Below are 15251 nucleotides of genomic sequence, written 5' to 3' on the forward strand. Positions count from 1 at the left end.
AGCTCTTTGACCACCAGGCAAGGCTTCTCCCTTTCCTCCCCTAATTGAACTAGAGGAGGATTCTACTTGAACCGGGTTCAACCCTGTTATTCGGTCAAACACCCTGAGCAAAACCCGGACAATTATCGTGACTGAAAACAATAGACTGGACTTCTCTTCCGTGAAGGTGGCCTTCTCACACCGTTTTAGTGGCCTTATTTCTCCGTGACAGTGGTCTTTTCAGATCGTAATATACAATTGCCTGTTTGGACGCTTATTGAGGATAATCTTAATAAAATTCGCTCTGCTGCAATAAGACTGCCACGAACGCTAAATTACAATGATTTTCACTATACAAACCTTGTGGTTGCCCGTGATGACTCCTCCGCGCTGGTGTTTGACTACAATCTGCTTGGCAAGGGGTATGTATATTCAGACATCCGAAATGTTTGCTGCTCTCTTGGCAGCGATGATGCCAGAAAAGCGCTTTTAACGGAATACGGCAATTATGACGAGAGTGAAAAGTTGGTGGATGATGTAGTCAATTCGCTGTATTCTTTATATGTCGCTTGCCAGCGTGAGAGCTTTCCGAATTGGGCGAATGATTTATTAGATAAGGTGAAAGACGGCACTTTGTTTACGGCAGTCAAAAAACTACTGGAGGAAACGGCATGAAACATTTAGGAACAGTTACGCTCGAAACCGAGCGGCTTATATTGCGGCCGCTCACACTTAATGACTTTGACGCAGTTCATAGTGGGGCGAGCAATATTGAAAATACATATTTGATGCTATGGGGACCGAACAGCGAGGAGCAAACAGAATGTTTTATAGAAAAAACAGCATTGAACCAGTACCAAGAGCTATCTTTAGTTGGTGTCGCTTAAGGAATGCCCGGAAAAGTGTTGACTTCCCAAACTCTGCGGACTAGGAGTGACTGGCGTGAGGGGTTATTTGGTTTCCACAGGTGTGCTGCCCATTTGTGTCGGCAGACCGTTCTATGACTACACCGGTATTGTGGAAGGCTACAGGCGGCTTGGCCTCCAGGGTATCGAGCTGGTTTTCCTGGCCGAATGGGACAAAGGCCACCCGCCGCGAACCCCAACTTCGGCGGATTGGAGCCGTACGCCGAAAGCAAGCGTGTCTGAGATAGTGGATCTGTGCTCCGCAAACGACATCGCCGTTCCCGCCATCCACGTAAACAGGGATGTGGGTACCATGCTCTGCTCCCAAAACAGGGAAACCATACTGGAGGGGCAGAGGATTCTGGAAGAGAACTTGTGGGGAGCAGAACGGCTGCAGGCGCAGATTGCGGTGCTGCACTTGTGGGATACCCACGCGGAGCGCCTGGATCTGGGCAGGTTGTTCCAGCTGGCTTGGGAAGTGGCCAGAGACCACAAGGTTCCCCTGGCCGTGGAGAATATACCCATAAGTGCCGAAGGTCTAACCCAAGCCAAAGCGTGGGAAGAGCTGGCCGCCATCATGCCCGAGGATTACGGCTTCACATTGGATCTCAACTGGTGTTCTCTCTACGACAACTTCGCTGAGCTTTCATGGTTTAAACACCGCATACTCAACGTGCATGTCCAGGGCCGCGTTGTTCAAGCCGGCAAAAGTGGCTGGACCTTGGCGCCCAGGGTCGGAAACCTAGATATCATCAAGTGCCTGTCTGAATTCTGCGGTTCGGGCTATGATGGCTACATCACTCTAGAGCTGAACAGCCCCAGGGGAGAAGATGACTTCCGAAGGGCGCTGGAGATCATCACAAGTGCCTAGAACCTGCCTCAGCTGACAGCCCCCCCTGACACAGTCTAACTCGGATGTGAACAGAAGGATTTTGCCATCCTTTGTTGTATTTCCCATAAATCCCAAGCCGGGAAGGGTGCTGAGCTATGAATCAAGGGCAGAAGATGTTTTATGACTTTATCATGGAGCGGGTTTAGGCAGACAAGAAAGAAGCAGTCCAAGCGCTGCTGGAGGAAAGCTTTGCCCGCTACGCTGCGGGAACCTTTGACAAAGAGTATTTCCAGGAAGTCGCGCCGAAGATTCTTGCCGTTGTGAGGCCAGAAGCGGCCGCAGAGGTGCAGGAAGCCATGGAGCACTTCGCTTCGAACTTGTAGTTTGTACGGGCTGGGGTAGCAGTATCCCAGCCCGGGTTTCTTTCGGCGCTCGGCCCACTTACTTGTTGGCTCCGTGAACGCACCTGTGCCGGGAAAGGAGTTGCCAGAAGAGCAGAGAATCCAGTCTCAAGAGAAGAAAGGGTGAAGGGGATGCAGTACGATGTACAGAGCCCTGAAGAGTACCTGGAGAAGTTGGAGAATGGCTGGCGCGAGGAAAAGCTCTTGGAGGTGCGCCGGCTGATCAGGGGCAGCACGGCCCTGAGCTGGAGGAGCGTATCAAGTACAAGATGTTGAGTTACGGCACGGAACAGGGGGATCTTTTCGGTCTAAATGCCCAAAAGGGGTATGTGAGTTTGTATGTGGGTGAGATCAGCAAGATTCCCAACGTCGGCTCACTGTTGGAACCGTTCGATACAGGGAAGGGATGCATCCGGATTCGGAAATCCATAGACATTCCCAGCACCGGGCTGGAGGAGTTTATCTGCGCAGCTGTGGCTCTGTGGAGGAGCGGCGGGGATAGCTCCTGCTAGTGCGGCCTTTTTACCCTGGTTCCAGAACTGCGAGAATTCCTGTTAGCCAAGGAGTGATCCATTCCGGCCACGAAATCCCCGGCAGAGCTGAGCTAATTATCAGCGTGCTGAGGAAAAGATGAGTAGGGGGTTATCAGTATGGACCCAGTCCAGTGGAATGTGGGTTTAAGTAGGCTTGTCCTGAGCGGGATTATGGGTTTGGCTGTTGGCGATGCGCTGGGTGTGCCGGTTGAGTTCAGGGAAAGAGAAACCCTGGCCCGAGACCCTGTGGTTGGCATGAGGGCTTACGGTACATACAACAAGCCTGCCGGCACCTGGTCAGATGACACCAGCATGACCCTCTGCCTAATGAGCGGTCTTGCTAAGGGGCTAGATTACGATGAAATCATGCGCAACTTCCTGAAATGGTACAAAGCGGGTGAGTTCACAGCCGATGGACACACCTTTGACGTGGGAACAACCACAAGTGCGGCCTTGGAACGATTCGAAAGAGGTGTTCCTGCCCTAGAGTGCGGGGGAACCGGTGAGTACGACAACGGCAACGGATCTCTGATGCGAATACTTCCCCTAGTGTTCTATCTCAGTACTGTATATGGGGTGAACTTCCAGGACAGCAGTGAAGCATTTGACATCATCCATAACGTCTCTGCTTTGACCCATGCCCATAAGAGAAGCCAGATTGCCTGCGGGATCTACCTTTCTATTGCGGCCATGCTCCTAAGCGGCTCTGATCTGGAACATGCCATTAAGATCGGAATCCATAAGGCTATGGAGTATTACGAGAAGCAGCCTGAGTACGCTGAAGAACTAGGCCATCTCTCGCGGCTAAGGAGTGAAGATTTCAAGAAGATACCTAGGGAAAAAATCAGCAGCAGCGGCTATGTTGTGTCTTCACTGGAGGCCGCCATTTGGTGCTTGCTGAATACCAACGACTATGCAAGCTGCATCCTAGAAGCGGTCAATCTGGGAGGCGACACCGACACAGTGGCGGCCATTGCAGGGGGATTAGCAGGGCTAGCCTATGGATACGAGGCAATTCCCCAGGATTGGCTTGACGTGCTAGTAAGGAGAGAATACTTGGAAAAAGCCTGTTACGAGTTCAGTCTGGCCTTGGCGCGTCGCGACACGGGTAGCCAGTCTTAGTTTGCTGCCCCACTGCAGTGAAGGCTGCGGTCTTTTTTTGAGGATAGGTGGTCCTATGCTGGCGTGAGGAGGCGCCCCCTCGGTAGTGCAAAACCTATGGCCCTCCAGGGTGCGATCAACCTTAGGGTGGCCCCAGAGTAGGGAGTGATCACGGGCTACGCGGAAAACGGCAAGGTACTCTACTGCCGGACGTACTTCGACAAGGATTACTGGAACGAGAGCCAAGACTATCTGGAAAGCGACTTCTGGCCGTTTTTGATCATGCACTTTGGTGAGAAAAAGGCGAGACCAAGTGATCTGGACAATCTAGTGGCGTCACTGCACACCCTTGTTCAATCCTTTGAGGCGGAGTGCAGCAGCGGGTATTTCCAGGGAGCAGAGGCCTAGGAAAGATGGATAGCCGGACTGCGCAATGACGGCTTCTGGGATCAGAGCAGCTCCAAGGACGACGTTGAAAGGCTGCTGGCCGTAAATGACTACCTGCTGCTCAGCCTGATCGATGCCAGAAGGTGTGCCGTAGAATACCTTGGCGAATGTGTTCCTCTCTTGACAGGTGCAAAAGCGGACTTGCTCACGAAAATGGCGTCACTTTACCGGGGAGTGGCCGAAAGGCTGGGTTCTTTCCGCAACAAGGTGAAGGCCAGCGACGGAGAAGACCTCCGCTACAACGCGATAGGCTTGTGTTGGATTACCTCCCGGAGTTTGTGATGGTGGACGAGAGGTACAAGGAGATCACCGTACGCATGCTCCTCAACCACACTTCCGGCATCCCAGGCACCATCAACAAGGACTCCGCGACGGCGGTGAAGAACAGGGCGTTCGTTCAGGAGACTCTGGAACGGCTGCGGACCACCTCGCTGGTTAACGATCCGGGGCGGATCAGTGTCTACTGCAACGATGGCTTCACGGTTGCCCTGGCCTTGGTTGAGAGGGTTTCCGGCCTCAGCTACGCCGACTTTGTAGAGCAGAACATCTTCAGCAAGCTGGGTATGACCAACACCAGCGCCTACTTAAAAGAGGGCAGCGCAAACGTGGCCAGGGTATACGAGGGGGAGAGTGAGTTCCCCCTGCCCCTCGAGCACTTGAACGCCCTGGCCAGCGGCGGCATAGCTTCCGCCGCGGTGGACCTCTGCAAGTTCGGAGAGATCTTCCAGGTTGGATCCATGCTCACGCCGGCCATGTTGGCAGAGTACACCAGAGCCCAGTATGGGCCGGAAACCGTTCCCGCGGGCGCTCCCCTCATAGATAGTGGACTGGGCTGGGACCAGGTGCAGGTCTACAAGTTCAGGCCCCTAGGCGTTGATGTGCTGGCCAAAAGCGGCAGGACACTTCATTACAGCGCTGAACTGTATGTGGCCCCTAGGAGCGCATCAGCGTGGGGGTGATCTTTGCCGGGACAGCCGATCCCGTAGCGGTGGCAGATGCGGTGCTTGAAGCCGCCTTAGAAGACTTGGGGCTTGCGGAAGGCCCAGTTACTTCAGCTGTCCTGTCTCCGGAAGCGGAGTTCCCCAAGATCTCCAGCAGATCGAAGGGTTTTACAACTCGCCGCTGGGGCTCTTCCAGGTGCAGCTGACTGAGGACAAGAGCGGGATCGTTATAGCTGTCTTCGATGGAATAGGTTATACACCGTACATCACCGCGGCGTACCGGGCTTATGGCAGGTTCTACACTCCCAGCGGCACCAGCTATCCTTTCTCTGAGGGGGAGCTCGGCAGCGTCATCCTCGGTCATCCGGACAGCTCAGATGCGGGCTATGTCATTTTTGAAAAGCTGATGCCTGAAGCCGAAGTGGATGACCCGGCGTTCGCCGGCAGGACCTGGCTGCTCCGCAACCTGAGCAGGCACGATCTCTTGCCGTGGATGGCCCGGACAATCGCGCTCCCCGAACTGCCGGGTTATGTAGTTTTATTCGACGGCACCTATTACACACCGCTGGCCCTCAGCGACCCAAGCAGCACCAAGATGGCTTTCCCATTATATCCGCGACCAGTTCGAGATGTTTGTGCGGGAAGAGCAGGGCGAGATGCGGCTCTACAATCACGGCTATGTGTTCAGGGACGCGGCTGAGCTTAGCACCATCGGCTCCGGCGCCCGTTTGCAGATAGGATCTGCAGGCGAAAACGAAGGGGGCAGGCTGGGATTTAGCGGCAAAGCTGGTTTTGAGTTTACAGGGCCGGGAAGGGTTGTGGTGTTCTCTGGGGAGCTGGAGGTGGCGTATGACAGCCTCACATCGCCGGAACGCGAGGCCGCTGTGGAGGAAGGGCGGTACCTGCTCTTCATAGGCGAGCCGGGAGCTGAGCTCACGGTTACTGCACCCGGAGATCTGGGCTGAGCAGGTCAGCAGATCGCCCTTTCCCTCGCCTGATTCGCCTTCTGGCACCGCCTTTGGTTAATAAAAGCCGCTGCGGATTACCGCGGCGGCTTTACGTACGAGTATCGCTTTTTAAAGTTCATCGGCGGGACAGGCGGCAATGCCCAGCATGCCTTGGCCTCCGTGGACAGCCAGGGAGGCTCCCATTTCGGTGATGAACACTTGAGCGCAGCGCAGGCGCTCCTCGACCCTCTGCTTAAACTCCTCTGCTTTGTCCCGGGCATTGCTGTGCAGCACGGCGACGGTCAGCCTCTCGCTTGGGAAACGCTCTTCCACAAGGGCAATCATGCGCTGCAGGGCCTGCCCGTAGGAGCGTTTTTTGTCCACGGCCTGCACTAGACCATCCCTGATCCCCAAGATGGGTTTGATGGTTAGCAGCGAAGCCACCATAGCCTGCACCCGGCTGACCTTACCGCTGCGGGCCAGGTACTTCAGGGTGGGGACAGCCACAAACACGGTCGTTTTCTCCTTGACCCGCTCTATGATCTCCAAGATCTCTTCCCGGCCCTTGCCTAAAAGGGCAGCCCGGGCAGCGGCCAGCGCGGCAAATCCCTGCCCCATGCTGGCTGATTCCGAATCAACCACGGTGATGGGGATGGGAATGTGTTCCTTCAGGAGTCGAGCCACCTGCACGGTGCCGCTCTGCCTGGAAGTGACATGGATGGAGATAATCTCTTTGGCTCTGTCCACGAGTCTCGTGTAGATGTCGAGGAAATCCCCGGGAGAAGGCTGAGAAGTTGTGATATTCTCTTTTTCCTCCAGCTGCGCGTAGAACTCCTCAGGACTTAGGTCCAGGCCCTCACGGTGGAATTGGTTGTCGATTTGAATGCCCACCGGAACGATTTCCAGCTCAACTTCCCTGGCCAGCTCCGGAGGCACACTCGCGGCACTGTCAGTTACAATGGCGATACGCTTCACGCTTTCACCAACTTTCAAATAAACTTGCTTCATCTGCAGTTATTCCCTTAAGAAGGCACAGATCCTGCATGGCCTGGAGTGCTTCTTTTATCACAAAGGGAGTATGCCCCCAAAAGCGCCCCGCCCAGCCGTTTCAGCCCCACTGCCGGTGATCACATTTTTTGTTGCCGCTGGGCACCCACAGGAGGAAAAGGGAAAAAAGGGGTGTGCACAACTCTAGTATTGGAAAGGAGTGGCATAAAAAACAGTGTCATCTTACGGAAGCTAGTTCCAGAGACGCTGCTTGGGGTGTTCAGCTTTGCTTGCCCAATCGGAATTCGCTCCGTATCCGCCGCGGGAAAGTGCGGTGAAGACGTTTTTCGCTTTGCCCCAGGCCAGCATGATCGTGATCCAAGGGGAATACCAGCACTTGATCCTGCTGCCATACGGGCAAAACGACCTGGAGAGGGATGTTGCCGAATTCTTGCTGCAGCAGAAGAAGCCGCCTCGCCTGACTGTTGTTGAGGGAAAGCCGCTGCCTCTGGTTCCGTGACACCTTCAGAGCGAGTTGGTCTGCACCGAAATAGCGGCAAAAGGTCACTCCGGGTATCCAAAAGGAAAAAGGGGGAGGAACGGCGCCCAAGTTCCTAGTAGTGTGCTAGGGAAGGGTACCGTCCGCAGCAGGGCGGTGGACTTTCTTGTTGACGAGTCAAAATGACTGAAGGAGTGTGTCAAATCAACATTCAAAGGCTACTTGCCCGTTTGGGTGACAACCGTGAGGAAGTCATCAGGGAAGCGGCGCGCTGCCGTACAGCGGCAGAACTCATGGAGCTGGGGGGAAGCATAGGTTTCGAACTAGAAGAAGAGCAAGCGGGAAAGCTTTTGACTTTCCTGCGTCCCCGCGACGAGGAGCTCTCACCCAGCGAGCTTGATGTGGTGACCGGTGGAGATGAAGAAGAGGAAAAGAAGAACCCGGAGTGCAAGTTGTGCGGCAGCCCCAACACCTTTTACAATCCCCAAAATAGGAGTTACATGTGTGACGACTGCGGGATGTGCTTCTGGTAGGGGAACGGACTCTTCCGCGCTGACCAAAGGTTTGGCGCTAAACTGATGAGGCAGAGCTCTTCTGAGACCGGGAAGAGCGCTGCCTCTTTTCTCATGCAAGCCCTCAAGTGGGATTTGCTGCAAGGGTATGTTTGGGCCATGGAGAAATCTACAACGAAACCCACTTCCTGGCTTTCGCTGAACAGAAGCTGGAGCAGGGTATCCCTCCCGGACGGCCAGGGTGAGGCGCAAGGGAAAGGGGTAAAGCAGAAGGATGGCTTTGTACAAAGTGGTTGACAAAAGCACCATTGCACCGCTTTTTGCCGGCCAGGAGCATACCATGATCCGGTCCTGCCTGGAGGACTGCATGGGCTATGCCTACGCCGATGATCTGGCGCAGCCGCGCTCAGCCGCCATTTACGTTGGGGATTTCTGCTTTTTCGGGGGTAAGGTGAACACAGAGCTGATCGCCACCAAACCCCAGGACTATGTGGGCCAGGGTGTACTCATGGTGCCTCCCGATGCTGACTGGGAGGAAGGCGTCAAGGCGTTCTACGGGGCGCGGGCTGTTCCCTGGATCCGCTATGCCACCAAACAGGACCCCAGCAGGTTTGACCGCGGGAAACTCGCGGAGCTGGCCGGGGGATTGCCCGCCGGCTTTGAGCTGCGTCCCATTGATCAGGGGCTCTACGAAGAGATTTTGGCCCTCCCCTGGGCCAGGTCTCTGTGCGGGAACTTCGCCAGCTACAGCCAGTTCGCGGCTAACGCCCTGGGCGTTGTCATCCTCCACCGCGGGGAGCTGGTCTCCGGTGCTTCCGCCTATGCCTTTTTCCGGGGCGGGATCGAGGTGGAAATCGACACCAGGGTAGACTACCGCCGCCGGGGACTGGCCACCGTCTGCGGGGCGGCTTTGATTCTAGAGTGCTTGAAGCGGGGGCTCTACCCAAATTGGGATGCCCATAGTAAGGAGTCGCTGGCCCTGGCCCAGAAACTGGGCTATGCTTTAGACCGGGAGTATCCGTGTTACTGCCTCTACCCTTGGTAACCAGTGGGGAGCAAAAGGAGTTGGTACCATGCCCAGAGCAGTAATTCTGAGCGCAGTGGTTCTCCTGCTGGCCGGCTGTATTGCACCCCCCGCTGGCCCGGTGGGGAGGGCAGACCAGACCCCGGGGCTTTCCCTGCAGGAAACCTTCGCCCGGGACCTGCGCTTCATCTACGAAGAGATCCGCGACAACTATGTCAACCTCGCCTACAAAGAGGAAATGCTGGGCTTTGACTGGGACGAGCTCTATGCCCGTTACTCCGCTGGCCTGGCCCAGGTGCGCACTGAGAAGGAATTCTTCCGGCTGGCCAGCCGGTTTCTATCCGAACTGCGGGACGGGCACGTGGCGCTGGGGCCCTATCGGGGCCTCCCCGAGGTGGAACGGCAGCTCTACGACTTTGACCCCGCCCTCAAGAACCTTTTCACAGTGCGTTTGGTAGAAGGAGTTCCGATCATTGCCGAAACGAGGCTGCCCCTGCTGCCTGTGGGGTCGGAAATCCTGACGCTGAGCGGGATCCCCTTTCTAGAGCTGTTGGAAGAGGCCAGCCGGCACTTTTTCTACGGGGCCACAGAGCAGGCAGTTGCCGCCAGGGTCCTGGCCAATGGCCTTTATCTCCACTACCTAGCCCTGATCAGCCACCCCTTCCCAGGGGAATTGGAGATCACCTTCAGGACCCCCGAAGGGCGCAGAGGCGACTGCAGATTCAGCGTGCCAAGCGCAGCGCAGGCTGGGCGCGCCCTGCCTGAAGGGGATCCCTACCCTTCTTGCGTCTTAGAAGACGGAATCGCCCGGATCGCCGTGCCCAGCTTTGAAGTGGAGCCCAAGGAGTTCCGCATCCGGCTGGAGCAGATCGCGGCTGAGCTCAAGGGGGCGGACGTGGAGGGCGTGATCCTGGATCTGAGGGGCAACAGCGGGGGAAATGAGAGCTTCCGGGAGCTTTTGTCCTACCTGGTGAGGGAAGAAACCGTAGTGGCAACCTACCGCTACCGGCGCTCTCCCCGTATGGGCCAGGTCTACCGGTTGAGGCCCCTTTATGAAACGCTGCTGGGAAGGCGGATCAGGGGAGCGCGGGAAGAGGGTTACAGCGCCTGGTACTGCTGGAAGGTCAAACCTAGCAGGGAGGAGTTCTTCCGCTCTCGGCCTGTGGTTGTCCTCACCGACAGGCTGGTGTTCAGCTCCGCGGACCGGTTTGTGGGGGCGGTCCTGGAACACGACCTGGCAGTGGTGGTGGGGACCGAAGTGGCCTGTACAGGGCACGGTCTGCCCACGGGTGTGCTGCTGCCCAGCGGTAAATATGTGCTGAGTTACGGCTTCCAGGAACTGCGGGATGCCCAGTTCGGGCCCTTGGAAGGCCAGGTCAAACAGCCCCAGGTCTTTGCCGAGCAGACCCTGGCGGATTACCACCGGGGAGTGGATACTGCCTTGACCAGGGCCATGGACTTACTTAGGGAAAAACGGTGAAGAGGTGCTCTCCCCAGGGAACACCTCTTTTTAGTTGGGTGTCGCTGCCGGGTCTAGGCCGCGGGCAACCAAAACTAACAAAACGTGTGCGCTTTGGTTGGTTTGCAAGGGGGAATACTGCCTGTATCATAGACTTGGGGGGTATGAAAAGAATGAAAAGTTCAAAGGGTAATATCGCGGATAACCTCCGCTATCTCCGCAGCCGCAGCGGACTGACCCAGGAACAGGTGGCGGAGTACATCGGTGTTTCCCGCCAGGCGGTGGCCAAATGGGAGCGGGGCGAGTCCCTGCCCGATATCCTCAACTGCGAGGCCTTAGCGGATCTTTTTGAGGTTTCCCTCACGGACTTGGTGCGCCACGATGCGCAAAAAGAGGGGATGCCCATCCCGCCCCGCAACAAACACATCTTCGGCGTGGTTACCTTGGGGGAGCGGGGCCAGATCGTACTGCCCAAAAAGGCCCGGGACACCCTCAACCTTCAGCCAGGTGACACGCTGGTGGTTTTAGGGGACACCAGCCCCCTGACCAAGGGGATCGCCCTCATCGCCAGTGATGTATTCCTGAAGATGACCGGTGGGGTTCTGACAGAGATCTTTCCCAGCAAGGGGGACTGATAAAAATGCTCGTGGTAAGGAACCTTGTTAAGCGCTATCCCAAGTTTACTCTGGAGGATGTGAGTTTCTCCCTGCAGCCCGGCAGGATTATGGGCTTGATCGGTCGGAACGGCGCAGGAAAGACCACCACCTTAAAGTGCATTTTGAACCTGGTGCGCCCCGACGGCGGTTCGGTGGAGATGTTCGGCCTGGATTTCCGCAGCCATGAGGAGAGCTGCAAACAGCGGATTGGCGTGGTTTTCGGCGGCGTGGACTTTTACAAACACAAAAGACTCACCCAGATCACTGAGGTTACCAAGCGGTTCTACCGAGACTGGGATGATCAGGCCTATGCCCGCTATCTGGAGATGTTCGCTTTGGATCCGGAGAAAAAGGTGAACGAGCTTTCCTCGGGGATGAAGGTGAAATACATGGTGGCCTTGGCCCTATCCCACGGGGCGCAGCTCCTCATCTTTGATGAGCCCACCAGCGGTCTGGACCCCGTCTCCCGTGATGACCTGCTGGGGCTTTTTCGGGCGCTGGTTCAAGACGGTACCAGGAGCATCCTCTATTCCACCCATATCACCTCTGACCTGGACAAATGTGCCGATGACATCAGCTACATCAGAGACGGGAAGCTGCTGCGCAGCGCGGAAAAGGGCGAGTTCATCCGCTCCTTCCAGCACCTGAAGGGAGATGGGGAACAAGGCGAGCTCACCCTGGAGGAGATCATGATCCGCACAGAGAGGAGGAGTTACCGTGTCTAAGCTGCTGTACAAAGAGCTGCGCCTGGCGGCCCACCCCAATCTTTATGTATTCACGCTCCTGGGGGCCCTGGTTCTGGTTCCCGCCTACCCTTACGGCATGGTGTTCATGTTTGGCTGCTTGGGCCCGTTTATTACCATGGGCTACGCCAGGGAGACCAATGATCTCCACTACACTGCCCTGCTGCCCATCGGCAAGCGGGATATTGTGAAGGGCAAATGCCTGCTTTTCGCCGCAGCACAGCTGGCACAGGTGCTCATCTCCCTGCCCTTTGCCTTCTTAAGAGTGAGGGTCCTCCCCGCGGGCAACCCCGCGGGGATCGAAGCCAATGCGGCTTTCTATGGATTTGGCTTGATCATCTATGCCATCTTCAACTTCATCTTCCTCACCGAGTTCTTTAGGACCGGCTTCAAAGTGGGGAAGGCGTTTCTGCTTGCCATTGTCCCAGCCTCGGTAGTTGTTCTAACTATGGAGGTCCTGGCCCACATACCGGCCTTTGCTTGGTTGGACAGCGTGCAGCCCGCGGACCTGCTGCGCCAGCTGCCCATTCTCCTTGCGGGCCTGGCCATCTACCCCACGGCCATGCTAGCCGCATTCACAGTCGCAGCTAAGCGCTTTGAAAAGGTTAACTTGTAAGGGGAGTTGGGGCAGGGATCATGCAGGCTCGGCACGTTTATTTTGCCGCAGTCAGAGCCTGGACCCAGGAAATGGCAGGAGGCGGTTCCGCAGAGCCGAAGTGATCCACAAAAGACCAGGTGGTTGGTGGAAAGTGTGCCCTAGCAATTTGTGCTCTACACCATATTCCCCATGGCGCCGCCTGCCGGTGCATGTCTGCCCTCGAGGAAGGGGTGGGAGCCCTCTTGCCGGAAGCAGCTTCTGAGCGCTCTCCACCCCAGGGAAGCAGGTGACCAGCACCTCGAGATCCGCCGCAGAGTGCACGGGGAGGAAAGAGACTGCGAGGTCATTGGCAGGATGGTTACTAATACTTCCCTCTAGAGCGCTGGTTTTTCATGTGGGTGGACCGGAACTTCCCGGGGAGGGCTGCCCAGTGGGCGGAAAAGTTGAGGATGGCAGCGCTTTGTTGGAAGCTGCCAAGGCGCTAACCTAGGAGGATCTTGCCGAGCTGGTCTCGGCGTTGACGACCAAAGACGATGAGAAAAGGTATCGGGCCCTTCTCCTTTTGCAGAGCAGATCCGCGTTCTCCGCCGATGTCTATCCCTATTGGGACACCTTCCGCAGCAAGCTCCAGAGCCGCAACTCGTATCAGAGAGGCATCGGGCTCATGCTGCTTGCGGAAAACAGGATGGAGGCTGCCCTTGACGAGTACCTGGAGCTCCTCCACGATGAAAAGACCATCACCATCCGCCACTGCATCCAAGGGCTGGGCAAGATTGCCGCGGAGAAGCCGCACCTGGCGGGGAGGATAGCGGCGCGCCTTGTCTGCTTTGACCCCATGGGCGTTAGAGAATCCATGCGTAAATCCATACTGCTGGACATCTTGAGGGTCCTGTGCAGCATAAAAGTGCGCCATCAGACAGCTGAAATTGAGGGCTTCATCGCCAAAGCGCTCACCGGCGGAGTATTGGACAAGGGATCAAAGGGGGAAATAGAGAATCTCCTTCAGCAAGCTTGAACGTCTTCTGGAGGAGGCGCAGAGAGCTGGCTCAGGCCGGTCTTCGGCACCTATCAGCGTGGGGGGTAGAAAATGGCTAAGTACCGCAATCCAATCATTGAGGGTTTTAACCCCGATCCCAGCATCTGCCGGGTTGGGGAAGACTTCTACTTAGTCACGTCCACTTTTGAGTTCTTCCCAGGAGTCCCCATTTACCACAGCAGGAACTTGGTGGAGTGGGAGTTGATCAACTACTGCTTAACCGAGGACAGCCAGCTGAATCTGGAGAACTGCCGCTGTTCCAAGGGTATCTTCGCGCCCACCATCCGCTACCACGATGGAACCTTTTTCATGATCACCACAAATGTCTCCCACCAAGGCAATTTTGTTGTGCACACCAAGGATATCCGGGGGAAGTGGTCGGAGCCGCACTGGATTGACCACAGCGGGATCGATCCCTCCCTGCTGTTTGATGATGATGGGAAAGTCTACTACTGCGGCACTGCCTTGGATGAACGGGGGAAACAGGGGATCGCCCTGTTCGAGATCGATCCCTTTACAGGGGAGAAGCTCAGCAGAACGGAGATGATCAGCTATGGGGCGGGGGGGAAGCATCCAGAGGCTCCCCACCTCTACAAGATCAACGGCTACTATTACCTCATGATCGCCGAGGGCGGCACCGAATATGGTCATATGGAAACCATCTTCCGCAGCCGCAGTCCCTGGGGCCCCTATGAACCCTGTCCCCACAATCCCATCCTTTCCCACAAGGACTTCATGGGCTCGCCCATCCAAGCCACAGGCCACGCAGACCTGGTGGAAGATGCATCCGGCAAGTGGTGGCTGGTCTGCTTGGCGATACGGCCCTTGCCGGAGGTACTGCTCCACAACCTGGGGCGGGAAACGTTTCTCGCCCCCGTTACTTGGGATGAAGATGGCTGGCCGGTGGTGGGGGATCGGGGCCGGATTGCCCTGGAGATGGAGGCAGATCTCCCGGCTCCGGTAACCAAGAAGGCGGCTACCGTGGACTTCGCCGATGATTTTGACCATGAGACGCTCCGCCTGGAGTGGAACTTTGTCCGCAACCCCCGCCGGGAGAACTACAGCCTTACGGCCAAGAGGGGCTATCTCCGGCTGTCAGCCGGCGGGGAAACGCTAAACGATCACCATCCCACTTTTGTGGGGATCAGGCAGCAGGAGTTCGAACTGGAGGCCCGCACGAAGCTCTTGATTGAGCACATGGCCGAAGGACAGCAGGCGGGGCTGGCGGCGTATTACAACATGCATTACCACTATGAGATCTATGTGACCCAAGAGTCCGGCCAGCACTACGTTGTCCTGGCCAAGAAGGTTCATGACATCTACCACATCGCCGAAAAGAGGCCCATTGACTTCTCGGGTGAAGTTGAGCTCGAGATCGAAACGGGGAAAGAGGACTATGTGTTCAAGTACCGCCTGGATGGGGAATGGATCACCCTGGGCACGGGTAAGACGGCTGGTCTTTGTACGGAAGGGACCATGATGATGACCTTTACAGGGGTTTACCTGGGCTTGTTTGCCAGCAGGGGCGAAGCCTATTTCGATTATTTCACTGTAAAGCAGCTTGCTTAAGGCAGTTTGAAGCGCAAAGGGGCTTTCCGGTTAACCGGGAAGCCCCTTTGAGACTTATTCCTCAGCCCAAAATTGCCCTAAT

The 15251-nt window shown here is 56.3% G+C and carries 21 protein-coding genes; 20 read left to right on the plus strand and 1 reads right to left on the minus strand.

The window, feature by feature from the left end; all coding sequences use genetic code 11:
* Positions 1-204: 204 nt before the first annotated feature.
* The 11 genes from ACE4YL_RS11485 to ACE4YL_RS11535 all read left to right on the plus strand — a co-directional run bounded on the left by ACE4YL_RS11485 (position 205) and on the right by ACE4YL_RS11535 (position 6104).
* On the plus strand, positions 205-654 hold the full coding sequence (locus ACE4YL_RS11485) for a hypothetical protein (RefSeq protein ID WP_461360335.1): 450 nt from the start codon (positions 205-207) through the stop codon (positions 652-654).
* Complete coding sequence (locus ACE4YL_RS11490; protein WP_461359289.1) at positions 651-866, plus strand: GNAT family N-acetyltransferase; 216 nt, start codon at positions 651-653, stop codon at positions 864-866. The genes ACE4YL_RS11485 and ACE4YL_RS11490 overlap by 4 nt, the downstream gene beginning before the upstream one ends.
* A gap of 55 nt (positions 867-921) precedes the next feature.
* Positions 922-1755, plus strand: coding sequence for a sugar phosphate isomerase/epimerase family protein (locus ACE4YL_RS11495; protein ID WP_461359290.1), 834 nt, complete (start codon positions 922-924; stop codon positions 1753-1755).
* Positions 1756-2249: 494 nt separating this feature from the next.
* Entirely contained in the window at positions 2250-2393 is a 144-nt protein-coding gene (locus tag ACE4YL_RS11500) for a hypothetical protein (protein WP_461359291.1), read from the plus strand.
* Positions 2387-2629: a DUF1801 domain-containing protein gene (locus ACE4YL_RS11505; RefSeq protein ID WP_461359292.1), complete on the plus strand. Its 243-nt coding sequence runs from the start codon at positions 2387-2389 to the stop codon at positions 2627-2629. The genes ACE4YL_RS11500 and ACE4YL_RS11505 overlap by 7 nt, the downstream gene beginning before the upstream one ends.
* A gap of 138 nt (positions 2630-2767) precedes the next feature.
* Positions 2768-3772 carry an ADP-ribosylglycohydrolase family protein gene (locus ACE4YL_RS11510; RefSeq protein WP_461359293.1) on the plus strand — a complete coding sequence of 335 codons (1005 nt, stop codon included), beginning with the start codon at positions 2768-2770 and terminating at the stop codon, positions 3770-3772.
* 144 nt (positions 3773-3916) lie between these two features.
* The gene (locus ACE4YL_RS11515; RefSeq protein ID WP_461359294.1) at positions 3917-4159 is read left to right on the plus strand and encodes a hypothetical protein; all 243 of its coding nucleotides are present in this window, start codon (positions 3917-3919) and stop codon (positions 4157-4159) included.
* A gap of 146 nt (positions 4160-4305) precedes the next feature.
* Complete coding sequence (locus tag ACE4YL_RS11520; RefSeq protein WP_461360336.1) at positions 4306-5157, plus strand: serine hydrolase domain-containing protein; 852 nt, start codon at positions 4306-4308, stop codon at positions 5155-5157.
* Positions 5148-5345: a hypothetical protein gene (locus ACE4YL_RS11525; protein ID WP_461360337.1), complete on the plus strand. Its 198-nt coding sequence runs from the start codon at positions 5148-5150 to the stop codon at positions 5343-5345. Before ACE4YL_RS11520 ends, ACE4YL_RS11525 begins: the two co-directional genes overlap by 10 nt.
* Entirely contained in the window at positions 5336-5839 is a 504-nt protein-coding gene (locus ACE4YL_RS11530) for a hypothetical protein (protein ID WP_461360338.1), read from the plus strand. The genes ACE4YL_RS11525 and ACE4YL_RS11530 overlap by 10 nt, the downstream gene beginning before the upstream one ends.
* Complete coding sequence (locus tag ACE4YL_RS11535) at positions 5796-6104, plus strand: hypothetical protein (RefSeq protein ID WP_461359297.1); 309 nt, start codon at positions 5796-5798, stop codon at positions 6102-6104. Before ACE4YL_RS11530 ends, ACE4YL_RS11535 begins: the two co-directional genes overlap by 44 nt.
* A gap of 111 nt (positions 6105-6215) precedes the next feature.
* Here the strand turns inward: ACE4YL_RS11535 and ACE4YL_RS11540 are convergent, their stop codons facing one another.
* Entirely contained in the window at positions 6216-7094 is an 879-nt protein-coding gene (locus ACE4YL_RS11540; protein ID WP_461359298.1) for a DegV family protein, read from the minus strand.
* A gap of 313 nt (positions 7095-7407) precedes the next feature.
* Here ACE4YL_RS11540 and ACE4YL_RS11545 point away from each other — a divergent pair, with 313 nt between their 5' ends.
* From ACE4YL_RS11545 to ACE4YL_RS11585, 9 genes are all read left to right on the plus strand, one after another.
* On the plus strand, positions 7408-7593 hold the full coding sequence (locus ACE4YL_RS11545; protein ID WP_461359299.1) for a hypothetical protein: 186 nt from the start codon (positions 7408-7410) through the stop codon (positions 7591-7593).
* Positions 7594-7754: 161 nt separating this feature from the next.
* A complete protein-coding gene (locus ACE4YL_RS11550) occupies positions 7755-8105 on the plus strand; it encodes a hypothetical protein (RefSeq protein ID WP_461359300.1) in 351 nt (116 codons plus the stop codon).
* A 268-nt stretch (positions 8106-8373) separates the two neighbouring features.
* Entirely contained in the window at positions 8374-9129 is a 756-nt protein-coding gene (locus ACE4YL_RS11555) for a GNAT family N-acetyltransferase (RefSeq protein ID WP_461359306.1), read from the plus strand.
* Positions 9130-9157: 28 nt separating this feature from the next.
* Entirely contained in the window at positions 9158-10588 is a 1431-nt protein-coding gene (locus tag ACE4YL_RS11560; RefSeq protein WP_461359301.1) for a S41 family peptidase, read from the plus strand.
* A 152-nt stretch (positions 10589-10740) separates the two neighbouring features.
* Positions 10741-11202: a helix-turn-helix domain-containing protein gene (locus tag ACE4YL_RS11565; RefSeq protein ID WP_461359302.1), complete on the plus strand. Its 462-nt coding sequence runs from the start codon at positions 10741-10743 to the stop codon at positions 11200-11202.
* Positions 11202-11948, plus strand: a complete 747-nt coding sequence (locus ACE4YL_RS11570; RefSeq protein WP_461359307.1) for an ABC transporter ATP-binding protein — start codon at positions 11202-11204, stop codon at positions 11946-11948. The genes ACE4YL_RS11565 and ACE4YL_RS11570 overlap by 1 nt, the downstream gene beginning before the upstream one ends.
* Positions 11941-12582: an ABC-2 transporter permease gene (locus ACE4YL_RS11575; protein ID WP_461359303.1), complete on the plus strand. Its 642-nt coding sequence runs from the start codon at positions 11941-11943 to the stop codon at positions 12580-12582. Before ACE4YL_RS11570 ends, ACE4YL_RS11575 begins: the two co-directional genes overlap by 8 nt.
* Before the next feature lie 499 nt (positions 12583-13081).
* Complete coding sequence (locus ACE4YL_RS11580) at positions 13082-13579, plus strand: hypothetical protein (protein WP_461365105.1); 498 nt, start codon at positions 13082-13084, stop codon at positions 13577-13579.
* Between the two features lie 72 nt (positions 13580-13651).
* Positions 13652-15169 carry a glycoside hydrolase family 43 protein gene (locus ACE4YL_RS11585; protein WP_461360341.1) on the plus strand — a complete coding sequence of 506 codons (1518 nt, stop codon included), beginning with the start codon at positions 13652-13654 and terminating at the stop codon, positions 15167-15169.
* Positions 15170-15251: the final 82 nt, after the last annotated feature.

The sequence above is a fragment of the Candidatus Darwinibacter acetoxidans genome (assembly GCF_041936445.1).
Lineage (GTDB): Bacteria > Bacillota > Limnochordia > Darwinibacteriales > Darwinibacteriaceae > DTU010.